Source organism: Curtobacterium sp. Curtsp57 (assembly GCF_047324335.1).
GTDB lineage: Bacteria > Actinomycetota > Actinomycetes > Actinomycetales > Microbacteriaceae > Curtobacterium.
The window spans coordinates 811746-835420 of record NZ_CP168511.1 but is presented as its reverse complement, the minus strand read 5'-3'; the positions used below and the strand labels follow the sequence as shown (position 1 = coordinate 835420).

The 23675-nt window shown below is 70.3% G+C and carries 21 protein-coding genes; 18 read left to right on the top strand and 3 right to left on the bottom strand.

The window, feature by feature from the left end; genetic code table 11:
- Positions 1-54: 54 nt before the first annotated feature.
- Together pknB and ACEN9V_RS03900 are read right to left on the bottom strand one after the other, a co-directional pair.
- Complete coding sequence (pknB, locus tag ACEN9V_RS03905) at positions 55-2079, bottom strand: Stk1 family PASTA domain-containing Ser/Thr kinase (protein ID WP_413602204.1); 2025 nt, start codon at positions 2077-2079, stop codon at positions 55-57.
- A 127-nt stretch (positions 2080-2206) separates the two neighbouring features.
- Positions 2207-3394, bottom strand: a complete 1188-nt coding sequence (locus ACEN9V_RS03900; RefSeq protein WP_413602203.1) for a LysM peptidoglycan-binding domain-containing protein — start codon at positions 3392-3394, stop codon at positions 2207-2209.
- Between the two features lie 253 nt (positions 3395-3647).
- Here ACEN9V_RS03900 and ACEN9V_RS03895 point away from each other — a divergent pair, with 253 nt between their 5' ends.
- Positions 3648-3980, top strand: a complete 333-nt coding sequence (locus ACEN9V_RS03895) for an Rv2175c family DNA-binding protein (protein WP_281264174.1) — start codon at positions 3648-3650, stop codon at positions 3978-3980.
- Between the two features lie 85 nt (positions 3981-4065).
- Here the strand turns inward: ACEN9V_RS03895 and ACEN9V_RS03890 are convergent, their stop codons facing one another.
- On the bottom strand, positions 4066-5184 hold the full coding sequence (locus ACEN9V_RS03890; RefSeq protein ID WP_281264175.1) for a polyprenyl synthetase family protein: 1119 nt from the start codon (positions 5182-5184) through the stop codon (positions 4066-4068).
- A gap of 82 nt (positions 5185-5266) precedes the next feature.
- Here ACEN9V_RS03890 and ACEN9V_RS03885 point away from each other — a divergent pair, with 82 nt between their 5' ends.
- The 17 genes from ACEN9V_RS03885 (at position 5267) to ACEN9V_RS03805 (ending at position 23593) form a co-directional block, all read left to right on the top strand.
- Positions 5267-5653 carry a DUF3040 domain-containing protein gene (locus ACEN9V_RS03885; RefSeq protein ID WP_281264176.1) on the top strand — a complete coding sequence of 129 codons (387 nt, stop codon included), beginning with the start codon at positions 5267-5269 and terminating at the stop codon, positions 5651-5653.
- Between the two features lie 303 nt (positions 5654-5956).
- Entirely contained in the window at positions 5957-6388 is a 432-nt protein-coding gene (gene mraZ / locus ACEN9V_RS03880) for a division/cell wall cluster transcriptional repressor MraZ (RefSeq protein ID WP_144759890.1), read from the top strand.
- 106 nt (positions 6389-6494) lie between these two features.
- Complete coding sequence (gene rsmH / locus ACEN9V_RS03875) at positions 6495-7448, top strand: 16S rRNA (cytosine(1402)-N(4))-methyltransferase RsmH (protein WP_402728432.1); 954 nt, start codon at positions 6495-6497, stop codon at positions 7446-7448.
- 1 nt (position 7449) lies between these two features.
- Positions 7450-8112, top strand: a complete 663-nt coding sequence (locus ACEN9V_RS03870; RefSeq protein ID WP_413602202.1) for a hypothetical protein — start codon at positions 7450-7452, stop codon at positions 8110-8112.
- A gap of 37 nt (positions 8113-8149) precedes the next feature.
- Positions 8150-9919 (top strand): peptidoglycan D,D-transpeptidase FtsI family protein, encoded by a 1770-nt coding sequence (locus ACEN9V_RS03865; RefSeq protein WP_413602201.1) that lies wholly within the window; start codon positions 8150-8152, stop codon positions 9917-9919.
- A 35-nt stretch (positions 9920-9954) separates the two neighbouring features.
- Complete coding sequence (locus tag ACEN9V_RS03860; protein ID WP_413602200.1) at positions 9955-11577, top strand: Mur ligase family protein; 1623 nt, start codon at positions 9955-9957, stop codon at positions 11575-11577.
- Positions 11574-13031, top strand: a complete 1458-nt coding sequence (locus tag ACEN9V_RS03855) for a UDP-N-acetylmuramoyl-tripeptide--D-alanyl-D-alanine ligase (protein WP_413602199.1) — start codon at positions 11574-11576, stop codon at positions 13029-13031. The genes ACEN9V_RS03860 and ACEN9V_RS03855 overlap by 4 nt, the downstream gene beginning before the upstream one ends.
- A complete protein-coding gene (mraY, locus tag ACEN9V_RS03850; RefSeq protein WP_413602198.1) occupies positions 13028-14131 on the top strand; it encodes a phospho-N-acetylmuramoyl-pentapeptide-transferase in 1104 nt (367 codons plus the stop codon). The genes ACEN9V_RS03855 and mraY overlap by 4 nt, the downstream gene beginning before the upstream one ends.
- The gene (gene murD, locus ACEN9V_RS03845; RefSeq protein ID WP_413602197.1) at positions 14124-15647 is read left to right on the top strand and encodes a UDP-N-acetylmuramoyl-L-alanine--D-glutamate ligase; all 1524 of its coding nucleotides are present in this window, start codon (positions 14124-14126) and stop codon (positions 15645-15647) included. Before mraY ends, murD begins: the two co-directional genes overlap by 8 nt.
- Positions 15648-15654: 7 nt before the next feature.
- A complete protein-coding gene (gene ftsW, locus ACEN9V_RS03840; RefSeq protein WP_413602196.1) occupies positions 15655-16875 on the top strand; it encodes a putative lipid II flippase FtsW in 1221 nt (406 codons plus the stop codon).
- Complete coding sequence (locus ACEN9V_RS03835; protein ID WP_402728437.1) at positions 16872-17969, top strand: UDP-N-acetylglucosamine--N-acetylmuramyl-(pentapeptide) pyrophosphoryl-undecaprenol N-acetylglucosamine transferase; 1098 nt, start codon at positions 16872-16874, stop codon at positions 17967-17969. The genes ftsW and ACEN9V_RS03835 overlap by 4 nt, the downstream gene beginning before the upstream one ends.
- Entirely contained in the window at positions 17966-19369 is a 1404-nt protein-coding gene (murC, locus tag ACEN9V_RS03830) for a UDP-N-acetylmuramate--L-alanine ligase (protein WP_281264186.1), read from the top strand. The genes ACEN9V_RS03835 and murC overlap by 4 nt, the downstream gene beginning before the upstream one ends.
- The gene (locus ACEN9V_RS03825; protein ID WP_413602195.1) at positions 19366-20532 is read left to right on the top strand and encodes an FtsQ-type POTRA domain-containing protein; all 1167 of its coding nucleotides are present in this window, start codon (positions 19366-19368) and stop codon (positions 20530-20532) included. The genes murC and ACEN9V_RS03825 overlap by 4 nt, the downstream gene beginning before the upstream one ends.
- Before the next feature lie 159 nt (positions 20533-20691).
- Positions 20692-21858: a cell division protein FtsZ gene (gene ftsZ / locus ACEN9V_RS03820; protein WP_413602194.1), complete on the top strand. Its 1167-nt coding sequence runs from the start codon at positions 20692-20694 to the stop codon at positions 21856-21858.
- Positions 21859-21863: 5 nt separating this feature from the next.
- Positions 21864-22562, top strand: coding sequence for a YggS family pyridoxal phosphate-dependent enzyme (locus tag ACEN9V_RS03815; RefSeq protein ID WP_413602193.1), 699 nt, complete (start codon positions 21864-21866; stop codon positions 22560-22562).
- Between the two features lie 45 nt (positions 22563-22607).
- On the top strand, positions 22608-23189 hold the full coding sequence (locus ACEN9V_RS03810; RefSeq protein WP_413602192.1) for a cell division protein SepF: 582 nt from the start codon (positions 22608-22610) through the stop codon (positions 23187-23189).
- A 107-nt stretch (positions 23190-23296) separates the two neighbouring features.
- Positions 23297-23593 (top strand): YggT family protein, encoded by a 297-nt coding sequence (locus ACEN9V_RS03805; protein WP_281264191.1) that lies wholly within the window; start codon positions 23297-23299, stop codon positions 23591-23593.
- Positions 23594-23675: the final 82 nt, after the last annotated feature.

The following is a 23675-nucleotide window of genomic DNA, read 5'->3' as shown; positions in this document are numbered from 1 at the left end:
GTGCCAGCTGGCACCGGGCCTCCCGTCCGTCGTCTCGCGGGCGGAACCGCGCGGCTACTGGTCGTAGGCCAGGGTGATCGTGTCGCCCTTGTGGACCGTGGTCCCCGCGGCGGGGTCCGTGGACCTGACCGGCAGGCTCGCCTTCCAGTCGTAGAAACCGCAGAGGATGTTCGTGCAGTCGGGCACCGAGACCTTCAACCCGAGGTTCTCGAGGGTCGAGGTCGCCTGGTTGATCGTCTTGCCGTGCACGTCGGGCAGTGCGATCGGCGCCGGGCCCTTCGACACGACGAGGTCGACGGCCGTGCCCTGCACGACGGGGTCGTCCTGCGGCTTCGCGGAGATGACCTGTCCCTCCGGGACGTCGTCGCTGTACTGCTGGTCCTGCGACCCGACCGTGAGCTCGACGGCCTCGAGCGCCGCCTGTGCATCGGCGGCGGACTTGCCGACGACGTCGGGCACGGGGCCGAGCGACACCGTGAGCGTGATCGGGCCGCGTTCGCCGTACTCGGTGACCGTGGTGAGGTCGACGCCGTTGCCGTCCGCGTCCCGCCCGGTCGCCGCGATGACGGTGTCCTTCGCGACGTCGGCCGAGAACTGGTACTGCGGGTCCTGCAGGTCGAAGTCGTCGTCGAGCGCGGCCTGCGCGGTCGACACCGACTGCCCGACGATCGCGGGGAGGGCGATCATCTTCGGGCCGTCGGACACCAGGATCTGCACGGAGGTGCCCTTGCGGACCTCTCGGGACGCCGCGGGGGCCGTCGCGGACACCTGCCCCTTCGCCACGACGGCGTCGAACCGGGTACCGGTCTTGTCCGCCGCCTGCAGGCCCTGTGCCTCGAGCAACTGGCGCGCCTGGGACACGGACTTGCCGGCGACCTGCGGGATCCGCACGTTGCCACCAGGGCCTGGGCCGAGGTACCAGCCGACGCCGGCACCGACCAACGCCAGCACGACGAAGACGGCGAGGAGGATCCAGCCGCGCTTGCGTCGCTTCGCAGACTTGTCCGCGAGCCGCTGCCCGGCGGGGGAGAGCGCGTTCGGGTCCACCCCGATGCGTCGTGGTCCCGGGGCGTTCTTGCCTGCACGCTTCGCCGCTGTGGTCTCACCCGATGGCTGTCGTCCGCCGTGCGGCTCGAGGACCGTGGTGGCGTCGGACGCGTCAGGACCGGGAGCGCCGGCCGGGAGGATCGCGGTGGCGTTCTCCGGTCGGAGCACCGCCGTGCGGTACTGCCCGGTCGCGCGCTGCTGGTTGCCGGTGATGTGATCGAGCATCTCCCGGGCGTCCCGCGGACGGTCGTCGGGGTCGCGCGCCGTGGCCCATGCCACCAGGTCGTCGAGCTCCGACGGGACGCCGGGGACCACGGCGCTCGGGGCGGGGACGGTGTCGTTGGCGTGCTGGTAGGCGATCTGCATCGGCTGCTCGCCCTTGTACGGCTGCTCGCCGGTGAGCATCTCGTAGAGCATGATGCCGACGGCGTAGATGTCGCTGCGGGAGTCGGCGGCTCCGCGCGTGACGAGCTCGGGGGAGAGGTACGCGATCGTGCCGAGGAGCGCCGCTCCGGTCGCGGTGTTCTGCGTCGACGCACGGGCCAGCCCGAAGTCGCCGAGCTTGATCCGGCCGTCGTCGGCGAGCAGCACGTTCTCGGGCTTGAGGTCGCGGTGCACGATCCCGGCTCGGTGTGCGGACGCCAACCCGGCGAGCACGGCGCGGATGATGTCGGTCGCCTGTTCTGGCGTCAGCGCGCGGTGCTCCTGCAGGAGGTCGCGGAGCGTGATGCCCGGGATGTACTCCATGACGATGTAGGCGGTGTCGCCCTCTGCGCCCTGGTCGTACACGCCGACGAGGTTCGGGTGCGACAGCCGTGCTGCGGAACGGGCCTCCTGGATGAAGCGCTCGCGGAAGGCCGCGTCGTCGGCCAGGTGGCCGTGCATGATCTTGATCGCGACCCTGCGCTCGAGTCGGACGTCGGTCGCGAGGTACACGGTCGCCATGCCCCCGCGCGCGATGCGGGATCGGACGCGGTACCGCTGATCGATCATGCGACCGATCATCGGATCCGTGGCGGCGTTCGTGCTCATCGGCGGCATTCTACGAATCCGGAGTGCACGACACCGCATCGGCGCACCGGTCGTGATGCAATCTCGATCGAACGGATGACCCCGGACCGCTCACGGGACCGGCAGCCGGGCCCGCTCGCGGTCGTGTTCAGAGCGTCGCCAGCCAGGCGGTCGCCGACTTCTCCCACTGGGCGTACGCCTTCGGGTACGCGGAGAGCTGCACGGCCTGCGCGGCGTCCGTCACGCTCTTCGTGGACCAGCCCGGGATGTCGAGGAGCCCAGCGGTCTTCCCGGCGTTCGGGTTCGACTTCCCGCCGAAGAACAGCCTGGTCGCGTAGGTCGGGTCCTGCAGCTGTGCCGCCGTGCCCCAACCCTGGCTCGGACGCTGCTGGAACAGTCCGACCGAGTCGCGGTCGCCGTGGGACAGGTTCCGGAGACCGGACTCCTGCATGGCGGCGGCCAGCGCGATCACGAGGCCCCGGTCGGACACGCCGAGCGAGCGCCCGACGCTGACGATGGTCTCGGCGTTCGCGCGCTGCTCGGCGGTGAGCGACGGTCCGGACGACGGCAGGACGAGCGTCCTGCCGGCGTAGATCGTGCTCGTGTAGGTCAGGCCGTTGGCGGAGAGCAGCGCCGAGACGGAGACGCCGTGCGAGGCCGCGATCGACGCGATGGTGTCACCGTTGCCGATGGTCACCGATCCGCCCTTCGACGCGGCCGGAGCAGCGGCGGCCGGAGCAGCCGCGACCGGGGCAGCAGCGGTCGGAGCAGCGGCCGCTGCCGCCGGAGCCGAGGACCCGGCGCGAGGCACGGTGAGGGACTGGCCCGGGTAGATGACGCTGCCGAGCGAGAGCTTGTTCGCGCCGAGGAGCGCACTGGTCGACACGCCGACCCTGGCCGCGATGCCCGAGATCGTGTCGCCCTGCTTGACGTGGTACGTCGCGCTCGACGAGGTGGTCGCGCTGGCGGTGGTCGCGACGGGCGTCGAGGCGAGGTGGAGCGACTGGCCCGGGTGGATGATCGTGTTCCACCCCAGTCCGTTGCGCACGAGGATCTCCTGCGCGGAGAGTCCGTAGCGGGCGGCGATGCCCGAGACGGTGTCGCCCTGGCGCACGGTGTACGTGGTCGGAGCCTGCTGCACCGACGCGACGGTGGTCACCGTGGTCTGGGACGGGCGGGCGACCGCGGTCCCGAAGACCGAGCGGTGCCCGACGTTCTGGTCCTCGTCCACGTGGCGCTTGTTGTTCGAGTCGTCGTCGTGGCGGGGTTCGGCGTGGGCGACCGGGCCGGTGAGGCCTGCGGTCACGGCGATCGTCCCGGCGAGGACGATCGGCATGGTGGCGAATCGTGCAGATCGTGCGCGTCGAGCGCGGTCCTGGGCTTCGGTGTCCACGGTGTGCTCCTGTCTCCGGGTGAGCCGTGCGCACGCAGGCGCGCACTCACAGGTGGCTCCACGCTGGCATGTCGTGAATCGCAAGTCAACCAGAGAGTCGAGTGTGAAGTGTGTGACGAATGTGACTCGTGAGTTGGTGCTCGGTTCCGCGGCACTCTGGCAACATGGGCGTGTGAGTGCCACACCCACGGATGACATGACCCTTTCCGAACGCTGGTTGACGGTCCCGGACCTCGTCGAGATGCTCGGCGTGAGCCCCGGCCGCGTCCACCGCCTGTTCGAGCAGCGCACCCTGCTGCCCGCCCGCATCGGCGGTGTGCTGCGCGTCCCGAGCGAGTTCTTCGAGGACGGTGAGCCGCGGCCCGAGCTCCGGGGCACGTTGATCGTGCTGAACGACAACGGCTTCTCGGACGACGAAGCCGTGCGCTGGATGCTCACGGTGGACGACGCGATCGGCGACTCGCCGATCAACGCGCTGCGCGCCGGCCGCAAGGCCGAGGTGCGCCGCATCGCGCAGTCCCTCCTCTAGCCGCCGTCGGCTCCCGGCGACCGGTCGCCGGTCGGGAGGCCCGGTGCCGGCTGGCACCGCGCCTCCCGACCGTTGGTGGTGCGGATCAGGCGGACCGGCGGCTGACCGTGTCGGCGAGCGTCGCGAGCTGCTCCCGCGCCGACGGCGTGAGCGGGGCGGCGTCGAGCGCCGCCTTCGCACGCTGCACGTGCCGGTCGATCGAGCGCTCCACCGCGGTCACGGCGCCGGACTCGGTGAGGGTCGCGCGGAGCATCTGCACCTGGTCCTCGTCGAGGTCCGGGTCGCCCAGCAGCTCGTCGAGGAGCGAGCGTGCTCCACCCGGCAGTGCCTTGCGTGCCGTGGCGATCAGGACGGTGCGCTTGCCCTCGCGCAGGTCGTCACCGGCGGGCTTGCCCGTGAGCTCCGGGTCGCCGAAGACGCCGAGCATGTCGTCGCGCAGCTGGTACGCGACGCCGAGCGGGAGCCCGAAGGCGCGGAGGCCCTCGAGCTGGGACTCGGTCGCTCCGGCGACGAGTGCACCGATGACGAGGGGTGCCTCGACCGAGTACTTCGCCGACTTGAAGACGATGACCCGCTGCGCGCGGAGGAGCTGTTCGCTCTCGTCCACGGTCGGCCAGGCCGTCTCCTCGTGGATGTCGAGGTACTGGCCCGCCGTGACGTCGAGCCGCATGGCGTGGAACTCCTGACGGACGATGCGCGCCCGGACCGGGTCGAGGAGCGCGAGGCCCTCGTCGAAGACGGCGTCGCTCAGGGAGAGCAGCAGGTCGCCGAGGAGCAGCGCGGAGTTGGTGCCGTAGAGGGCACGGTCGCCGACCCACCCGGACTCCTCGTGGCGGGACTCGAAGCGGCGGTGTGCGGCGGGACGACCACGACGGGTGTCCGAGCGGTCCATGATGTCGTCGTGCACCAGGGCCGCGGCGTGGAAGACCTCGAGCGCGGCGGCGACGGTGACGACCGCCTCTGCCGTGGTCTGCCTCGCACCCTCGGCGAGCGGGTCGAACGAGCCCGAACGGCCGGCGACCGACTGCCATCCCCAGTAGCAGAACAGCGCCCGGAACCGCTTGCCGCCGGACAGCAGGTCCCGCGCGTACTCGTCGAACGGAGCCAGGTCGGGACTGATCGCGAGGAGGCGATCACGTTGCTCGTCGAGCGCTCGATCGATCCGAGCCGAAACGAGGTCCACTAATCGCGTACTCTCAGCCACGATCCCTACCCTAGTGGGTGGCCGAGACATACAATCGGTCCACTGACCACGCGTTGATCCCAGGGACAAAGAGGGAATCAAGATGCCACTCTCGGAGCAAGAGCAGCGACTTCTCGAAGAGATGGAGCGCAGCCTCTACCAGAACGACTCCGACTTCGTGGCGCGCGTCACCCGGCGACAGGGGCGACCGACCTACACGTCGATCACACTCGGTGTCCTGGGCGCGCTCGCTGGAGTCGCCGTCGTCATCCTCGGGTTGGTCCTGCGCCAGCCCCTCATCGGCATCGTCGGCTTCGTCGTCATGCTCGCGGGCGTGCTCTTCGCGCTGCGCCCGGGGATGCGAGCGCCGAAGTCCAAGGCTCCCCGGACGCCGTCGTCCGGTGGTGCTCGCGGATCGTCGCCGTCGGGTGGCTCGTTCATGGACCGCATGAACGACCGCTGGGACAAGCGGAACGACCAGAGTCAGTAGGACTCCACTCCACACTCCTCCACGGGGTCGGCCCACACGGGCCGGCCCCGTTTTTCGTGCCCGGGCGGGATCCCGAGTCGGGCGGGCTGCGAAAACCCTCCACTTTCCTCCCCACGTGACCCATGGCGGGAGAACCGCGGAATTCCGGGCTTGTGCTGCCTGCCCGAGGTGGGTCGAGCCTCCCGTCTGCACCCCAAAAGGGGTGTCAGGGGTGTTTTGGGGAGCTGATTTCCACCGCGGTGGAGGGAAGTGGAGTACCGTGGGGCTCATCGACAACCGGTGGAGCTGAGGGGAGGCCCCGACGTGCTGCTCGGTACCCATGCCCCGAAGCTGGACGAGAAGGGTCGCGTGATCCTCCCCGCCAAGTTCCGGGACGAGCTGTCCGGGGGTCTCGTGATGACCCGTGGGCAGGAGCGCTGCGTGGTGGTCTTCAGTGCCAGGACGTTCGAGGAACTCCACGAACGCATTCGTCAGGCGCCGATGACGTCGAAGCGCACCAGGGACTACATGCGCCTGTTCCTCTCGGGGGCCAGCGCAGAACAGCCCGACAAGCAGAACCGCGTGACGATCCCGCAGAACCTCCGTGAGTACGCGGGGCTCGAGCGGGACCTCACGGTCATCGGCAGCGGTGACCGTGCCGAGATCTGGTCGACCACCGCGTGGGAGGCCTACTACGCCGAGGCCGAAGAGGCCTTCGCCGAGAACGACGAGGAGGTGATCCCGGGCATCTTCTGATCCGCGGATCGGGACTCCCAGCCGTCCGCCCTGATGCACCTTCCCCGGTGTCAGGTCGGTATGGATGGGGATCCGGACCCGTGGCCCACGAAGAGCAGGGCTGGACATGGCAGAGACCGAACGGTTCCCACACACCCCCGTCATGCTCGAGCGCATCGTGGACCTCTTCACGCCGACGCTCGAGGGACCGGGCAAGGTCGTCGTCGACGCGACGCTCGGCATGGGCGGGCACTCCGAGGGGCTGCTCGAGCGGTTCCCGGAGCTGACGCTCATCGGCCTCGACCGGGACACCGACGCGCTCGGCATCGCGGGGGAGCGGCTCGCCCGCTTCGGCGACCGGGTGCGCCTCGTGCACACCGTCTACGACGAGATCGTCGACGCGATCCGCGGTGAGGGGTTCGACGAGGTGGACGGCGTGCTGTTCGACCTCGGCGTCTCCTCGCTGCAGCTGGACCGTGCCGAGCGCGGCTTCGCCTACAGCCAGGACGCCCCGCTCGACATGCGGATGGACCGGACGCAGGGGATCACCGCGGCCGAGGTCCTCGCCGACTACGACGAGGGCGAACTCCGGCGGATCTTCCAGCGCTACGGCGAGGAGAAGCTCGCCGGCCGGTACGCCAAGGCCATCGTCGAGCGCCGCGCCGAGACGCCGTTCACGATGTCCGGCGACCTCGTGCAGGTCCTCCACGACGCCACCCCCGTGGCCATCCAGCGGCAGGGCCACCCGGCGAAGCGCGTGTTCCAGGCGCTCCGCATCGAGGTCAACACGGAGCTCAGCGTGCTGGAGCGGGCGATCCCGGCGGCACTCGACTCCATCGCCGTGGGTGGCCGCATCGTCGTCGAGTCGTACCAGTCGCTCGAGGACCGCATCGTCAAGCGGGCCCTCGTCAAGCGGACGACGTCGAGCGCGCCGGCCGACCTGCCGGTGGAGCTCCCCGAGCACGCCCCCACCTTCTCCCTGATCGTCAAGGGCGCGGAACTGGCCGACGAGGCCGAACGCGCCGCCAACCCCCGAGCAACACCCGTGCGTCTCCGCGCGGCCGAGCGGATCCGGAAGTGACATGAGCACGAACCTCGCACTCGTCGACCCCGTCGTCGCCCCGTCGCGCGCACCGCGCCCGTCCCGCAACCGACCGGAACTCGTGGAGGTCACCCCGACCAAGGCGCAGCGTCGGGCACGTCCGCGCATCGCCTACGCGATCGTGGCGGTCGCGGCGCTCGGCACCCTGCTCCTGGCGCAGCTCGGCATCAGCATGGTGCTCAGCCAGGGCGCCTACGAGCTGAACTCCCTGACCGCGGAGCAGACCCGGCTCAGCCGCACCCAGCAGTCGCTGTCCGAGGACCTCCGTGTGCTCGACTCACCGCAGAACCTGGCGCGCAACGCCCAGGCCCTCGGGATGATCGCGAACTCGACGCCGGTGTACCTCGACCCGAAGACCGGCCGGGTGTACGGCACGCCCACCCCGGCGACCCCGGACGAGGCGACGGGCAACACCGCGAACCAGGTCCCGAACTCGCTGCTCGACGACGTCCCCATGGTCGCGAAGCAGGGCGACACGTCGACCAGCAAGGAGAACGGCGCCGCGACCGGATCGACGGACAGCTCGGCGACGGCCAAGGACGACGCTGGGAACACGAGCGGCGCCAGCGCGTCGGACTCGGGTTCGTCCAAGTCGTCCGTAGAGTCCGACCCGAACCAGCTCCAGGCGCCGTCCACCAGGTGACCACGGGGTCAGTACTGCCCGGGAAGGACCGCACCGCGTGACGAAGACGATCCGCAACCGCCGACTCCGATACAGCGTCGTGATCGTCGCCGTGATCGCGCTCGTGGCGGTGTTCGTGATCCGCCTGGTCGACATCCAGGTGGTCCAGGCGGCCGAGCTCAACAAGGCCTCCAGCGCGAAGCGCAGCATCCCCGTGACGCTGTACGGCGCGCGTGGGTCGATCGTCGACCGCAACGGCACCGAGCTCGCCGACAGCGTCACGCGGTACAACATCACGACGGCTCCGCGCCTGGTGAAGGACTTCGAGGGCAAGCTCGGCGGGACCCGCACGAAGGACATCACCGTCGACGACGCCCTCGCCGCGATCGCGGAGGCATCCGGCGGCGACGCGGCCGCCATGAAGAAGGCGATCGAGGCGAACCCGAAGTCCGACTTCGCCTACCTGGTCAAGGGCCTCGACGTGAAGCACTACGAGACGGTCCAGGCCCTCGACGTGCCGTGGCTCTACCCGCAGCAGCAGTCGGCCCGGACGTACCCGACCGGTGCGACGACGGGCAACATCACCGGGTTCATGGGCACCGACGGCGCCCAGGCCGGTCTGGAGTACGCGTACAACAAGTGCCTCGCCGGCACGAACGGTTCCGAGACGTACGAACGCGGTGAGGACGGTGTGCAGCTCCCGGGCAGCACGGTCACCACCAAGGAGGCGAAGGACGGCGGCACGCTCCAGACCACGATCGACAGCGACCTGCAGTACATGGCAGCGCAGGACATCGCCGACGCCGCCCAGCAGCTCGGCGCGGTGTCCGCGACCGCCACGGTGGTGAAGGCGAAGACCGGCGAGGTGCTCGCGGTCGCCGACTACCCGACGGTGGACCCGAACAACGTCGACGGCACCACCGACAAGGGCGCGTTCGGCTCCAGGGCGTTGACCGACACGTACGAGCCGGGGTCGACGATCAAGGCGGCCATCGCGGCGGCGCTGATCGACCAGGGCAAGGCCACCCCGACGACCGGTGTCACCGTGCCGTACTCCCGCACGTTCCCCTGGGGCGGCACGATCCACGACTCCGAGTTCCACGAGACCGAGAACCTGACGCTCACCGGCATCCTCCGTGACTCGTCGAACGTCGGCATCACCGAGCTCGGCTCCCGCTTGACCGAGCAGCAGCGCTACGACGTCATGAAGAAGTTCGGCCTGTTCCAGCCGGAGTCCGCGATCGACTACCCGGGTCAGCCGGGGATGCAGTACGGCGCGAGCCCGAACTGGGACCAGCAGACGGACATCAACTCGATGTTCGGGCAGGGCATCTCGACGACGGCCATGCAGGTCGCGAGCATCTACCAGACCATCGCCAACGACGGCGTCCGCATCCCGCTGCACTTCGTCAAGGGCTGCACGACGGCGGACGGCACCACGATCGACGCGCCCGACGTGCAGAGCGAGCGCGTCGTGTCCGCGAGCGCAGCGACGCAGGTCACCGACATGCTCCAGAGCGTGGTCACCGGTGGCACGCTCGTGGGCATGAAGCCGATCTCCGGCTACAACATCGCCGCGAAGACGGGGACCGCCGAGGTCGCGGAGGGCTCGAAGGGCTACGGCTCGGAGCGCATCACCTCGGTGGCCGGAATGGCACCCGCCGAGGACCCCCAGTATGTTGTCACGGTGACGTTCACGAAGCCGCAGGCCAACAAGTGGTCCAGCGGAGCGGCTCCGGCGTTCCGCACACTCATGTCCCAGGTGCTCGAGAAGTACCGTGTCGCCCCCTCCACGACAGAGGCGAAGACCTACCCGTCGACGTGGTAGACCCACCCGTCCACGTGGAGAGGAAGAAGGAGCACTTGTCCGCACGGATCCCCCCGGTCCTCCGACCCGAACACCCGACCCCGAGGGCCGTGGCCGAGCTGGCCAACGCCTTCGGCCTGCGGGTCGTCGGTTCGCTCGACGCGGTCGAGACGACCGGTGTCACGCTGAGCGCTGCCGAGGTGCAGCCGGGTGACCTGTTCGTCGGCGTGCACGGTGCGAACCGGCACGGCGCGGAGTTCGCGACCCAGGCCGCTGAGCGCGGTGCCGTCGCGGTCCTGACCGACGCCGACGGCGTGGCACTGGCCGAGCCGTCCGGGCTGCCGGTCCTGGTCGTCGACGACCCCCGAGCGGCGCTCGGCGACGTCTCGGCGTGGGTCTACCGCACGCACCCGGACGAGGCGACCGACCTGCCGCAGCTGTTCGCGGTCACGGGCACGAACGGCAAGACCAGCACGTCGTACATCCTCGAGGGCATCCTCAAGCAGCTCGGCCTGGTCTCGGGCCTCAGCTCCACCGCGGAGCGCCACATCGGCTCGCTCAGCGTCACGAGCCGGCTCACCACGCCCGAGGCGAGCGAGATGCACGCACTGCTCGCCCGCATGCGCGAGAGCGAGGTCCGCGCCGTCGCCGTCGAGGTGAGCGCGCAGGCCCTCAGCCGTCACCGGGTCGACGGCATCGTCTTCGATGTCGTGGCGTTCACGAACCTCAGCCACGACCACCTCGACGACTACGCCGACATGGAGGAGTACTACCAGGCGAAGCTGCCGCTGTTCCAGCCGGAGCACGGTCGTCGCGGCGTCGTCTCGCTCGACACCGACTGGGGTCAGCGCGTCGTCCAGGACTCCCGCATCCCGGTCACGACCATCACCGTGCACCCCGAGATCGAGGCCGAGTGGCACGTCGACATCGTCGACGCGCACGCCGCGTACACGGAGTTCCGTCTGACCGGCCCCGAGGGTCGCGAACTCACCACCCGTGTGCCGCTCATCGGCTGGCACATGGCCGCGAACGCCGCGCTGGCGATCGTGATGCTCGTCGAGGGCGGCTTCGAGCTGGGTGCGATCGCGCACGCGCTCGAGAGCAACCACCGGCACTACGAGGACGGTGCGGACCACACGGTCAGCGCCATCGAGTGCTACCTGCCCGGCCGCACCGAGCGGGTCTCCGGCGACCGCGGGCCGAGCGTCTACGTGGACTTCGGGCACAGCCCCGACGCGTTCCTCAACACCCTCGCCGCCGTGCGCCAGTTCACCCCGGGCAAGGTCGTCATGCTGTTCGGCGCCGACGGCGATCGCGACACGACGAAGCGCGGCGACATGGCCAGGGTCGCGGCCGAGGGCTCCGACATCCTCGTCGTGACCGACCACCACCCCCGCTTCGAGGACGCCGCGTCCATCAGGAAGACCCTGGTCGACGCCGCCCGCGCAGCGTTCCCGGACCACGAGATCCACGAGGTCAGCCCGCCGGAAGCGGCGATCCGCACCGCGGTGGGGCTCGTCGGCGAAGGGGACTCGATCCTGTGGGCGGGCCCCGGCCACCAGGACTACCGCGACATCCAGGGCGTCAGGACCCCGTACTCCGCCCGCGACGAGGCCCGTGCGGCCCTCCGTGAGGCCGGCTGGGAGCCGAACGCCGGCCCGGTGGAGGAAACGCGATGATCGCCCTCTCCCTCGCCGAGATCGCCGCCGCGGTCGACGGCGAGCTCGTTCGCGGTGCCGCCGACACGGTCGTGGACGGCCCCGTCGAGACCGACTCCCGCCTGGTCACTGCCGGCAGCGTCTTCTTCGCCTTGCTCGGCGAGGAGACCGACGGACACCGGTTCGTGCCGTCGGCCGCCGAAGCCGGTGCAGCCCTCGTGATCACCGAGCACGAGACCGCGCTGCCGGACGGCACCGCGACCGCCCAGATCGTCGTCGCGGACGGGTACGCCGCCCTCGCCGCACTGGCACACGAGGTGGTCGCCCGCGTCCGCGCGGGTGGCGCCCTCGAGGTCGTCGGGATCACCGGCTCGAACGGCAAGACGAGCACGAAGAACATGCTGCGGACCATCCTGCAGCAGCACGGCGAGACCGTCGCGCCGGAGGGTTCGTTCAACAACCACGTCGGCGCACCGATCTCGATGCTCCGGATCACGCACGACACCCGCTACCTGGTGGTCGAGATGGGTGCGAGCGGCATCGGCCACATCGCCAAGCTCGTCCGCATTGCCGAACCCGACATCGGTGTCGTCCTCAAGGTCGGCCTCGCCCACGCGGGGGAGTTCGGCGGCATCGAGGCGACGCAGCGCGCGAAGTCCGAGATGGTCACCGACCTGCCGGCCAGCGCGACCGCGCTGCTCAACGTCGACGACGACCGCGTCGCCGCCATGCGCGGCCTCACGGCCGCCCGCGTCGTCGGCTTCGGCACGTCGGACGACGCCGACTACCGCCTGTCCGGTGTGTCCACGGACCGCGACGGCACGCGCTTCACGCTCACCGCGCCTCCCGTCAGTGGCGATGACAGTTCGACGGGAGGCTCGGGGCAGGTCCCCGAGACCGTCGACGTCCGCCTCGCCATCCTGGGTGAGCACCACGCGATGAACGCGACGGCCGCGCTGGCCGTCGCGCACCGCTGGGGCGTCCCACTGGCCGACGGCGCCGCCGCGCTCGCGTCGATGACGCGTGCCGAGCGCTGGCGCATGGAGCTGCTCCACGGTGGCCCCGACGGCGTCACCGTGATCAACGACGCGTACAACGCGTCGCCAGACTCGACCGCCGCCGCGCTCCGCACCCTCGCACAGGTCGTGCGACCGGGGGAGCGCACCATCGCCGTGCTCGGCGAGATGGCCGAGCTCGGCGAGTACTCCGTCGAGGAGCACGACCGCATCGGTCGGCTCGTCGTGCGTCTCGGCATCGGACAGCTCGTGGTCGTCGGCCGCGGCGCGATGCCCATCCACCAGGCCGCCACCCTCGAGGGATCGTGGGACGGCGAGTCCGTGTTCATCGAGGACGTCGACGACGCCGTCCACACCCTGCAGGAGATGGTCCGCCCCGGCGACGTCGTCCTCGTCAAGTCCTCGAAGTCGGCCGGGCTGCGATTCCTCGGCGACCGTCTCGGAGGTGTCTCCGTATGATCGCCCTCTTGATCGCCGGCGCCGTGTCGCTGGTGTTCACACTGCTGCTCACGCCCCTGTTCATCAAGCTGTTCCACCGCCTCGGCTGGGGACAGTTCATCCGCGACGACGGGCCGCAGTCGCACCACACCAAGCGCGGCACCGCGACGATGGGCGGCATCGTCCTGATCCTCGGCACGGTGATCGGGTACTTCGTCGGTCACCTGGTCGGGCGTGACTCGATCACGCTGTCCGGTGTGCTCGTGCTGTTCCTGATGGTCGGCCTCGGACTCGTCGGCTTCGTCGACGACTTCCTCAAGGTCCGGCGCCAGCGCAGCCTCGGTCTCGGCGGGTGGGCGAAGATCCTCGGGCAGGTCATCGTCGGCGTCATCTTCGCCACGATCGCCCTCGTCGTCCCGAGCGCGAACGGCAAGCCGCCGGCATCCACGATGGTGTCCGCGATCCGTGACATCCCGTGGCTCGACTTCATGGCGCTCGGCACGGTCATCGGCACGATCCTGTTCCTGGCGTGGATCGTCTTCCTGACGGTCGCGACGTCGAACGGCGTGAACGTGGCCGACGGCCTGGACGGGCTCGCGACCGGATCGAGCATCCTCGCGATCGGGTCCTACGTCATCATCTCGTTCTGGCAGTCCAACCAGATGTGCGGCGGTGCCCGACTCGACGCGAACACGGAGCACGCCTGCTACACGGTGGCGAACCCGCTCGACCTCGCGGTCGTGGCGGCCGCGGTCTGCGGTGGCCTGATCGGGTTCCTCTGGTACAACACCTCCCCTGCGCAGATCTTCCTCGGCGACACGGGCTCGCTCGGCCTCGGTGGCGCGCTGGCCGGTCTCGCGATCCTCAGCCGCACCGAGCTCCTGCTCGTCCTGATCGGCGGCCTGTTCTTCATCGTCACCGGCTCGGTCATCCTGCAGCGGGCGTACTTCAAGATCACCGGCGGCAAGCGCATCTTCCGGATGAGTCCGCTGCACCACCACTTCGAGCTCAAGGGCTGGGCGGAGGTGACGGTCGTCGTCCGGTTCTGGATCATCGCCGGACTCTGCGTCGCGGCCGGCATCGGGCTCTTCTACCTGGAATGGATCGCGCGCGTTGGCTGACCGTCTGGATGGTCTCGACAGCTGGTACTCGGAGGGCTGGAAGGGCCTCGACGTCGCCGTGCTCGGCCTCGGCGCGACCGGGTTCTCGGTCGCGGACACGCTCGTCGAGCTCGGCAGCACCGTCACGGTGTACTCCACCAACGCGCCGTCCGACAGCGTCGAACTCCTCGCGGTGATCGGCGCCCGCTTCGTGCAGACCCCGCTGGACTCGGTGCCCGCCGCGCTGCAGGACCAGGCGCCGGACCTCGTCGTGGTGTCGCCCGGCCTGCCGCCGCACAACCCGACCGTGCAGTGGGCAGTGGAGCACAGCAGCGTCTGGGGCGACATCGAGCTCGCCTGGCGCGTGCGCGACAAGGTCGTCCGCGGCCCGGTCGCCGCTCCGTGGGTGACGATCACCGGGACCAACGGCAAGACCACCACGACCCAGCTCACCACCGCGATGTACGAGGCCGAGGGACTGCGGGCGGTCGCCTGCGGCAACATCGGCGTCCCGGTGCTCGACGTCGTGCGCGACCCGGACGGCTTCGACGTCCTCGTGGTCGAGCTCTCCAGCCACCAGCTGCACTACATGGCCGACTCCGGTGACGGTGCGGTGCTGCCGCTCGCGTCGGCGTGCCTGAACATCGCCGACGACCACCTCGAGTGGCACGGGTCCGCCGCGGCCTACCGCGCCGCGAAGGCGAAGGTCTACGAGCGGACCGTCCTGGCGTGCGTCTACAACGTCACCGACGAGGTCACCCGCGCCATGGTCGAGGACGCCGATGTCGTGGAGGGCTGCCGTGCCGTGGGCTTCACGCCGGGCATCCCCGCCCCCGGCGAGGTCGGGGTCGTCGAGGACGTCCTCTGCGACCGGGCCTTCACCGAGGACCGGCAGAAGAGCGCGCTCGAGCTGGCCACGCACGCCGACCTCGAGCAGGCAGGGCTCGCGAGCCCGCACATGACGATGAACGTCCTCGCCGCCGCCGCCCTGGCGCGTGCGGGTTCCGTCCGCCCGAGCTCGATCCAGACCGCCGTGCAGGCCTTCCGCGCCGACCACCACCGCACCGAGCTCGTGGCCACGGCCGACGGCATCGCGTGGGTCGACGACTCGAAGGCCACGAACCCGCACGCCGCGACGGCGTCGCTGTCGTCGTTCGAGTCCGTGGTCTGGGTCGTCGGTGGCCTGTTCAAGGGCGTCGACATCGACGGGCTGGTCGAGCGCTTCGGCCCCACCGCCCGCGGCGTCGTCGTGATCGGGACCGACCGCGGCCCCGTGCTCGAGGCATTCGCGCGACACGCGCCGTCGGTGCCCGTCCTGCAGGTCGAAGCATCGGACACTGATCAGGTCATGCCCGAGGCGGTCCGGCATGCCGCCTCGGTCGCGAGACCGGGCGACACGGTCCTCCTCGCCCCGGCTGCGGCGTCGTTCGACCAGTTCGGCTCCTACGCGGACCGAGGCGAGCGCTTCGCGGCGGCGGTCCACGAGCACCTGGGAGGAAACGCCGATGGCGACGACGGATCTTCCGAACGGCCGTAGCGGCCGCGTGACCACGTCTACCCAGAACGCCGCTCGTCGCACGAACGGCGCGGTCGTCGCCGTCAAGAACGTCTTCGTCGCCGAGTCCAGCTCGTTCTACACGATCCTCGGCGTCACCCTCTTCCTCGTCGTCTTCGGCGTCGTGATGGTGCTCTCGTCCTCGAGCGTCGAGCAGTACAAGGAGACGCACGACTTCTTCGGCGCCTTCACCCGACAGGGCATGTACGCCGTCATCGGCGTCCCGCTCATGCTGATCGCCAGCAGGCTCCCCGTGGCGTTTTGGCGGAAGTGGGCGATGTGGATCGTCGGCGTCGGCCTCGTCGTGCAGGCGCTCGTCGTGCTGACGCCCCTCGGCTACTCGATCCAGGGCAACCGGAACTGGATCCGCCTCGGGTCGTTCACGGCGCAGCCCTCCGAGATCCTCAAGCTCGCACTGGTGCTCGGCATCGGCGCGATCATGTACGTCAAGCGCGACAAGCTCGACGACTGGAAAGAGGTCTTCGTCCCGGTCGGGATCGCGAGCCTGCTGTCGATCGGCCTGGTCCTGGTCGGCGGTGACCAGGGCACGGCGATGATCATGATGATCCTGGTCTTCGGGTCGCTGTTCGTCGGGGGAGCACGGCTCCGGCACCTGCTCGTCGGGGTCGTCGGCATCGCCGTGCTGCTGCCGTTCGTCACCATGGCGTCGAGTTCCCGGTCGTCCCGCATCAGCGCGTGGCTCTCCGGCTGCACCGACACCAGCCAGTACCAGGACCTCTGCTGGCAGCCGGTCCACGGTATGTGGGCGCTGGCGTCCGGTGGTGTGTTCGGCGTCGGGCTCGGCAACTCCAAGGCGAAGTGGTCGTGGCTCCCCGAAGCCGACAACGACTACATCTTCGCGATCATCGGCGAGGAGCTCGGCCTCATCGGCGCCGTCGTGGTGCTCGCCCTCTTCGTGGTGCTCGCGATCGGGATGATCAAGGTCATCCGGCTCTCGAACGACCCCTTCGTGCGCACCGTGACGGGCGGTGTGCTGGCCTGGGTGATCGGGCAGGCGCTCGTGAACATCGGCGTCGTCCTCGGACTGCTGCCCGTGCTCGGCGTGCCGCTGCCGCTCATCTCCGCCGGTGGATCCGCGCTCATCATGACCCTCGTCGCGATCGGCGTCGTGCTGTCCTTCGCCCGCGAACTCCCCGGGAAGCACGACCTGCCCAGGACGACCGACCTTCGGAACGGATCACCCCGGTGAGCACCTACCTCTTCGCCGGCGGCGGCACCGCCGGACACGTCAACCCCCTGCTCGCGGTCGCGGACCGGCTGACGGAGCGTTCCCCCGAGGACTCCGTCATCGTGCTCGGCACCGCGGAGGGACTCGAGTCGCGACTCGTCCCGATGCGCGGGTACGAGCTGCTGACCATCCCGCGGCTGCCGTTCCCGCGGAAGCCGAACGCCGCTGCGCTGCGGTTCCCGAAGGCGTTCTGGGCGGCGGTCAAGCGCACCGAGCAGATCATCCGCGAGCGACAGGTCGACGTGGTCCTCGGCGTCGGCGGCTACGCGTCCGCACCGGCGTACATCGCCGCGAAGCGCACCGGCACGCCGATCGTCGTGCACGAGCAGAACGCCAAGCCCGGGCTGGCGAACCGGCTCGCCGCGTTCCTCACCAGGTACGTCGGCGTGACGTTCTCGAACACCCGCCTCCGGAACTCCCGGGTCGTCGGCATGCCGCTGCGCCGCGAGATCGAGTCGCTCGACCGGCGGGCGAGCCGCGCGGAGGGCCTCGCCGAGTTCGGCCTCGACCCCGCACGACCGGTGCTCCTGGTCACCGGCGGGTCGTCCGGTGCCCGGAGCATCAACCGCACGATCAACCGCTCGGCAGCGACGATCGTCGGCGCCGGGTGGCAGGTGCTGCACGTCGTCGGCGGCAAGTCCGACATCGGTCCGAGCGACCTCGACGGCTACACGGTCCTGCCGTACTGCGACCGGATGGACCTGGCGTACGCGGCGTCCGACTTCGTGGTCTCCCGCTCCGGCGCCGGCATGGTCTGCGAGCTCACGGCCGTCGGGCTGCCGAGCGTCCTGGTGCCGTACCCTGTCGGCAACGGCGAGCAGCGACACAACGCCCGCGACGTCGTCGGCGCCGGGGGAGCGGTGCTCGTCGCCGACGAGGAATTCGACCAGGACTGGGTGACGTTCCAGCTCCTGGGCATCCTGCAGGACCGCTCCCGCATCGCGAACATGGCGGTGCAGGCCGGCAGCGTCGGACACCGCGACGGTGCGGACCGGATGACCGACCTCGCCCTCGACGCGGCGCGTTCGAGCGGCAGCACCACGGAGGAACCATGACCATCAAGCCGGACCTGACCCAGCCGATCCCGGACGACCTCGGCACGGTCCACTTCGTCGGCATCGGCGGCTCCGGCATGAGCGGCATCGCCCGGATGTTCCTGGCAGCAGGGCACACCGTGACGGGCAGCGACTCCCGCGAGACCGCGACGACCGGCCGGATGCGCGAGCTCGGCGCCGACGTCCACATCGGGCACGACGCCGCGAACGTCGGTGACGCCGACACCATCGTCGTGACGAGTGCGCTCTGGCCGGACAACCCCGAACTCCTCGAGGCCCAGCGCCGCGGTCTGCCGGTGCTGCACCGTTCCCAGGCCCTCGCGGCGCTGATCGCCGAGCACCGGCTGGTCGCGGTCGCAGGCGCACACGGCAAGACCACCTCGACGGGCATGATCGTCACCGCGATGGTCGAGCTCGGTCTGGACCCCAGCTTCGTCAACGGCGGCGTGATCCAGTCCCTCGGCACCAGCTCTGCCCCCGGTTCGAGCGACCTGTTCGTGGTCGAGGCCGACGAGTCCGACGGCTCCTTCCTGCTCTACGACGTCGCCGTCGCGCTCATCACGAACGTCGACGCCGACCACCTCGACCACTACGGCAGCGAGGACGCCTTCATCGACGCCTTCGTCGAGTTCGCGGCCAAGGCGAGCGAGACCGTGGTCGTGTCGAGCGACGACGCCGGCGCGAAGCGCGTGACAGCGGGCGTCCGCTCCCGACCGGACGCTCCGGCGATCACCACGTTCGGCGAGGCCACCGACGCCGACGTCCGCATCGAGCGCATCGTGGAGTCCGCCGGCGTCGAGGTCGACTTCCGGGCGGCGGGCGAGTCCCACCACCTGACCCTCCGCGTCCCCGGCCGGCACAACGCGATCAACGCCGTCGGCGCCTTCGCGGTGCTCACCGGCCTCGGCGTCGCCCCGGCAGACGCGATCCGCGGCATCGAGGCCTTCGGTGGCACCGAGCGCCGCTTCGAGCTGCACGGCGTCGAGCGCGGCGTCTCGGTCTACGACGACTACGCCCACCACCCGACCGAGGTCGCCGCGGCGCTCAAGGCGGCGAGGAACGTCGTCGGCGACGGCCGGATCATCGCGATCCACCAGCCGCACCTGTACTCGCGCACCCAGCTGATGGCCGGTGACTTCGCGAAGGTCTACGAGGAGCTCGCGGACCACACCGTCGTCCTCGACGTCTACGGCGCGCGGGAGGACCCGGTCCCCGGTGTCACCGGCGCACTCGTCCAGGAGCGCTTCGCCGACCAGTCCCGCGTCGAGTTCCTGCCCGACTGGGCAGCGGCGTCCGCGCGCGCGGCGGCCGTCGCCCGTGACGGCGACATCATCATGACGCTCAGCTGCGGCGACGTGTACCGCATCATCCCGCAGGTCCTCGAGGCGCTGTCGCGGTGAAGCGACCAGAGGGCTTCGACGAGGGTCCGGCACAGCCGGAGGCCCCGGTCGAGCACGACCGCGCACCGCGCGAGCGACGGGTACCGCGACTCCCGCGGCTGCCCGTCCGTCGTGGTGCCGGCGCCGATCAGGAGGCCCGCCCCGCCCCCGCACCGTCGGATCCAGAGCCGAAGCGGCCGACTCCGGCGACCACCGGGCTCCGCGCATCGCACCCCGCTGCGGACGCGGGCGCGACACCGGATGTCGACGACCGCGATGCCGCCACTGGTGAACGCGAGCACGTCGCACCCGTCACCGACGTGGTCGACGCGACCACTGCCTCCCGTCCGAGCAGTCCGGAGCGCGCCGAGGAGACGCCCATCGGCGCCCGCGTCCGCGCCGCGGAGACCGCGCGCGAAGCGCGCGTCGCCCGCAAGCGCCGGAAGCTCCTCGAACGAGCCGAGGTCCGTCGGTTCACCCGCCGCTCCCGCCACCGTCGCGTCGCGTGGGCCACGGCCGGGGGTGTCGTCGTCGTCCTCGGCGTCTCCATCCTCGTCGCCGTGTACTCGCCGCTGATGGCGCTCCGGACGATCGAGATCAAGGGCACCAGCCGTGTCGACGACGCGGCGCTCCGCCAGGCACTGTCCGAGCAGATCGGCACGCCGCTCGCCCGGCTCGACTTCGGTGCGATCAAGAAGGACATCGCTGGCTTCCCGCTCATCGAGAGCTACGTCACCGAGGAGGAGCCGCCGAACACGCTCGTCGTCACCGTGACGGAGCGCTCCCCGGTCGTGGCCGTCAAGACGGGCGACTCGTTCTCGCTCGTCGACCCCGCCGGCATCGTCGTGCAGTCCTCGCCGACGCAGCCGGACACGATGCCCCTCGCTGACATCGGCTCCGCGAAGCTGGGCTCGAGCGTGTTCCGCACCATGACCGAGGTCGTCCTCGCGCTGCCGTCGACGGTCCGCGCGCAGGTGTCCGGCGTCTCGGCCACCACGGCGGACGACGTCACGCTGACCATGAAGGACGGCTCCCGGGTCGTGTGGGGGAGCCCGGACGAGTCCGACGCGAAGGCCGCACTGCTCGACGCCCTCGTGAAGGACCACGCCTCCCGCGACCCGGACACCGCGGTCGAGTACGACGTCTCAGCCCCGGACAACGGCATCATCCGCGCCCAGTCGTAGGCTGGCCGGGGAATTGCGGGACCGCATCTCCCGACACGCGGCGTGGCGGCACGACAGCGCAGCGAGCGCACCCGTAGCGTCGTTGCAAGCACCACACCTAGCAGCAAAGACCCTGAACTTCAAGTAGAGGTTGAGGGTTCAACCGGAGGCCGGACTGACGTGACCACGAACCACAACTACCTCGCCGTCATCAAGGTCGTCGGTGTCGGCGGCGGCGGCGTCAACGCCGTCAACCGCATGATCGAGCTGGGCCTCCGTGGGGTCGAGTTCATCGCGATCAACACCGACGCCCAAGCCCTGCTGCTCAGCGACGCCGACGTCAAGCTCGACGTCGGTCGCGAGATCACCCGTGGCCTCGGCGCCGGCGCGGACCCCGAGGTCGGCCGTCGTGCCGCCGAGGACCACGCCGAGGAGATCGAAGAGGCCCTCGCTGGTGCCGACATGGTCTTCGTGACCGCCGGCGAGGGCGGTGGCACCGGCACCGGTGGCGCACCCGTCGTCGCTCGCATCGCGAAGTCGATCGGTGCACTCACCATCGGCGTCGTCACGAAGCCGTTCAGCTTCGAGGGCAAGCGCCGGCAGTCGCAGGCCGAGAACGGCGTCGCCGGACTCAAGGACGAGGTCGACACGCTCATCGTCGTGCCGAACGACCGCCTGCTCGAGATCTCCGACCGTGGCATCTCGATGGTCGAGGCGTTCGCGACCGCCGACCAGGTGCTCCTCGCCGGCGTCCAGGGCATCACCGACCTGATCACGACCCCCGGGCTGATCAACCTCGACTTCGCCGACGTGAAGAGCGTCATGCAGGGTGCCGGTTCGGCGCTCATGGGCATCGGGTCCTCGCGGGGCGCCGACCGTGCCATCAAGGCCGCCGAGCTCGCAGTCGCGTCCCCGCTGCTCGAGGCCTCGATCGACGGTGCGCACGGCGTGCTGCTCTCGATCCAGGGTGGCTCGAACCTCGGCATCTTCGAGATCAACGACGCCGCGCGTCTCGTGCAGGAGGCCGTGCACCCCGAGGCGAACATCATCTTCGGTGCCGTCATCGACGACACGCTCGGCGACGAGGTGCGCGTCACGGTCATCGCAGCGGGCTTCGACGGTGGCGAGCCGACGCAGCAGCTCAAGGAGCGTCGCTCGAGCTGGGTCGACCCCGATGGCGGCTCGACCGTGCCCGTCGCCACCGGCGCGAGCGGTGCCATCGAGGACTCGACCACCTCGTCGCCGTCCTGGGCGTCGCAGGAGCACGAGCCGCCGGCGCAGCGCGCTGCCGACCCCGCCTTCGACGGTGACGACGACGAGCTCGACGTCCCCGACTTCCTGAAGTAACCCTCTTGTCGGACGCTCGCACGAGCCTCCAGGACCGGCTGGCCCGTGTCCGCGACGGCATCGCCGACGCGGCGCGGGCCGCTGGCCGTGACCCCGGCGAACTCACGCTCGTCGTCGTGACCAAGTACCACCCGGCGTCGCTCGTCCGCGAGCTCGCGGCACTCGGCGTCACCGACGTGGGGGAGAACCGCCACCAGGAGGCGCAGGCCAAGGCGGCGGAGCTCGCCGACCTCGCCCTGACGTGGCACTTCGTCGGGCAGCTCCAGTCCAAGAAGGCGCGCCAGGTCCGCCGGTACGCGCACGTGGTGCAGTCGCTCGACCGCGGTTCGGTCGTCGACGCGTTCGCGCCGAACGAGTCCGAGCCCGAGCCGCCGGTGATCGACGGCTTCGTGCAGGTCAACCTCACGGACGACCCCGGTCGCGGTGGGGTGGCGCCCGACGACGTCGAGGCGATGGTGGAGCGCATCGTGCGCACGGGCACGATCGCCCTGCGCGGCGTGATGGCCGTCGCGCCGCTCGACGAGGAGCCCCGTCCGGCCTTCGCCCGGCTGCGGTCGATCTCCGAGCGCGTGCAGCGGCTCGTGCCGACCGCGACGGACATCTCGGCCGGCATGAGCGGCGACTTCCCCGACGCCGTGCTCGAGGGCGCGACACACCTACGGATCGGCACGGCAATCACCGGAAACCGTCCCGTCTCGCCCTAGCCTCGTCGCAGGGCATCCACGAGCACGAACACCACTGGAGGAACCATGGCCGGTCCGTTGAAGAAGACGATGGTGTACCTCGGCCTCGCCGACGAGGAACTCGAGTACGAGGACGAGCAGCAGCAGGCGTCGCCGGCCCAGGCACGCGCCCAGCAGCAGCAGCCGGCACCTCCCGCGGTGCAGCACGAGGCAGCACCGGCAGCGGCCCCCGCCGCCGCACCGGCAGCCACGGCGACCGCCCCGGCTCCGGCCGAGCCGAAGCACACCCACCAGCGCGGCGCCCAGGTCACCCCGCTCCGCCGTTCGCACACGACCGCACAGAAGGCGACCCCGGTCCAGGAAATGAACGAGATCCTCACCGTCCACCCGCGCGAGTACAAGGACGCCCAGTCCATCGCCGAGAGCTTCCGCGACGGGATCCCCGTCATCATCAACCTCTCGCAGATGACCGAGGCCGACGCCCGCCGCATGATCGACTTCGCGAGCGGCCTGTCCCTCGGCCTCTACGGCAAGATCGAGCGCGTCACCAACAAGGTGTTCCTGCTCTCGCCGGCCCACGTCGCAGTGAGTGGTGAGGCGCCCGAGGTAGAGTCCGACATCGAGGCGTCCTTCTTCGCCCAGTCCTGAGTCGTCGCGTCGCGCGGTCCCCGTGACCGTGTGGCGCCGCCCAGGCCCACCCGCCCCGTACGCGGTGTCCGCTGGGCACCACGTACCCGAGACGAGCGAGCCGCACCGTGTCCGTGATCTTCACGATCCTGTACTTCCTCCTCCTGCTGTACTTCTTCGTGCTCTGGGGGCGGTTCGCGCTCGACATGGTGCAGGCGTTCAACCGGTCGTGGCGTCCCCGCGGCGGGATGCTCGTCGTGGCCGAGTTCGTCTACACGTTCACGGATCCGCCGATCCGGACCGTGCGCCGTGCCCTGCCGCCGCTGCGGATGGGTGCCGTCGCACTCGACTTCGGCTGGTCCATCGTGATGCTCGTCACGATCATCCTGATGAGCATCGTGCGGGTCATCTCGGTCACGGTCTGACCCGCAGGACCCGGTCCACGTCGTCCGCGACGCGCCACGCCCAGGTCATGATCACGGATCGGGCCCCGCGTCGGTGTACGGT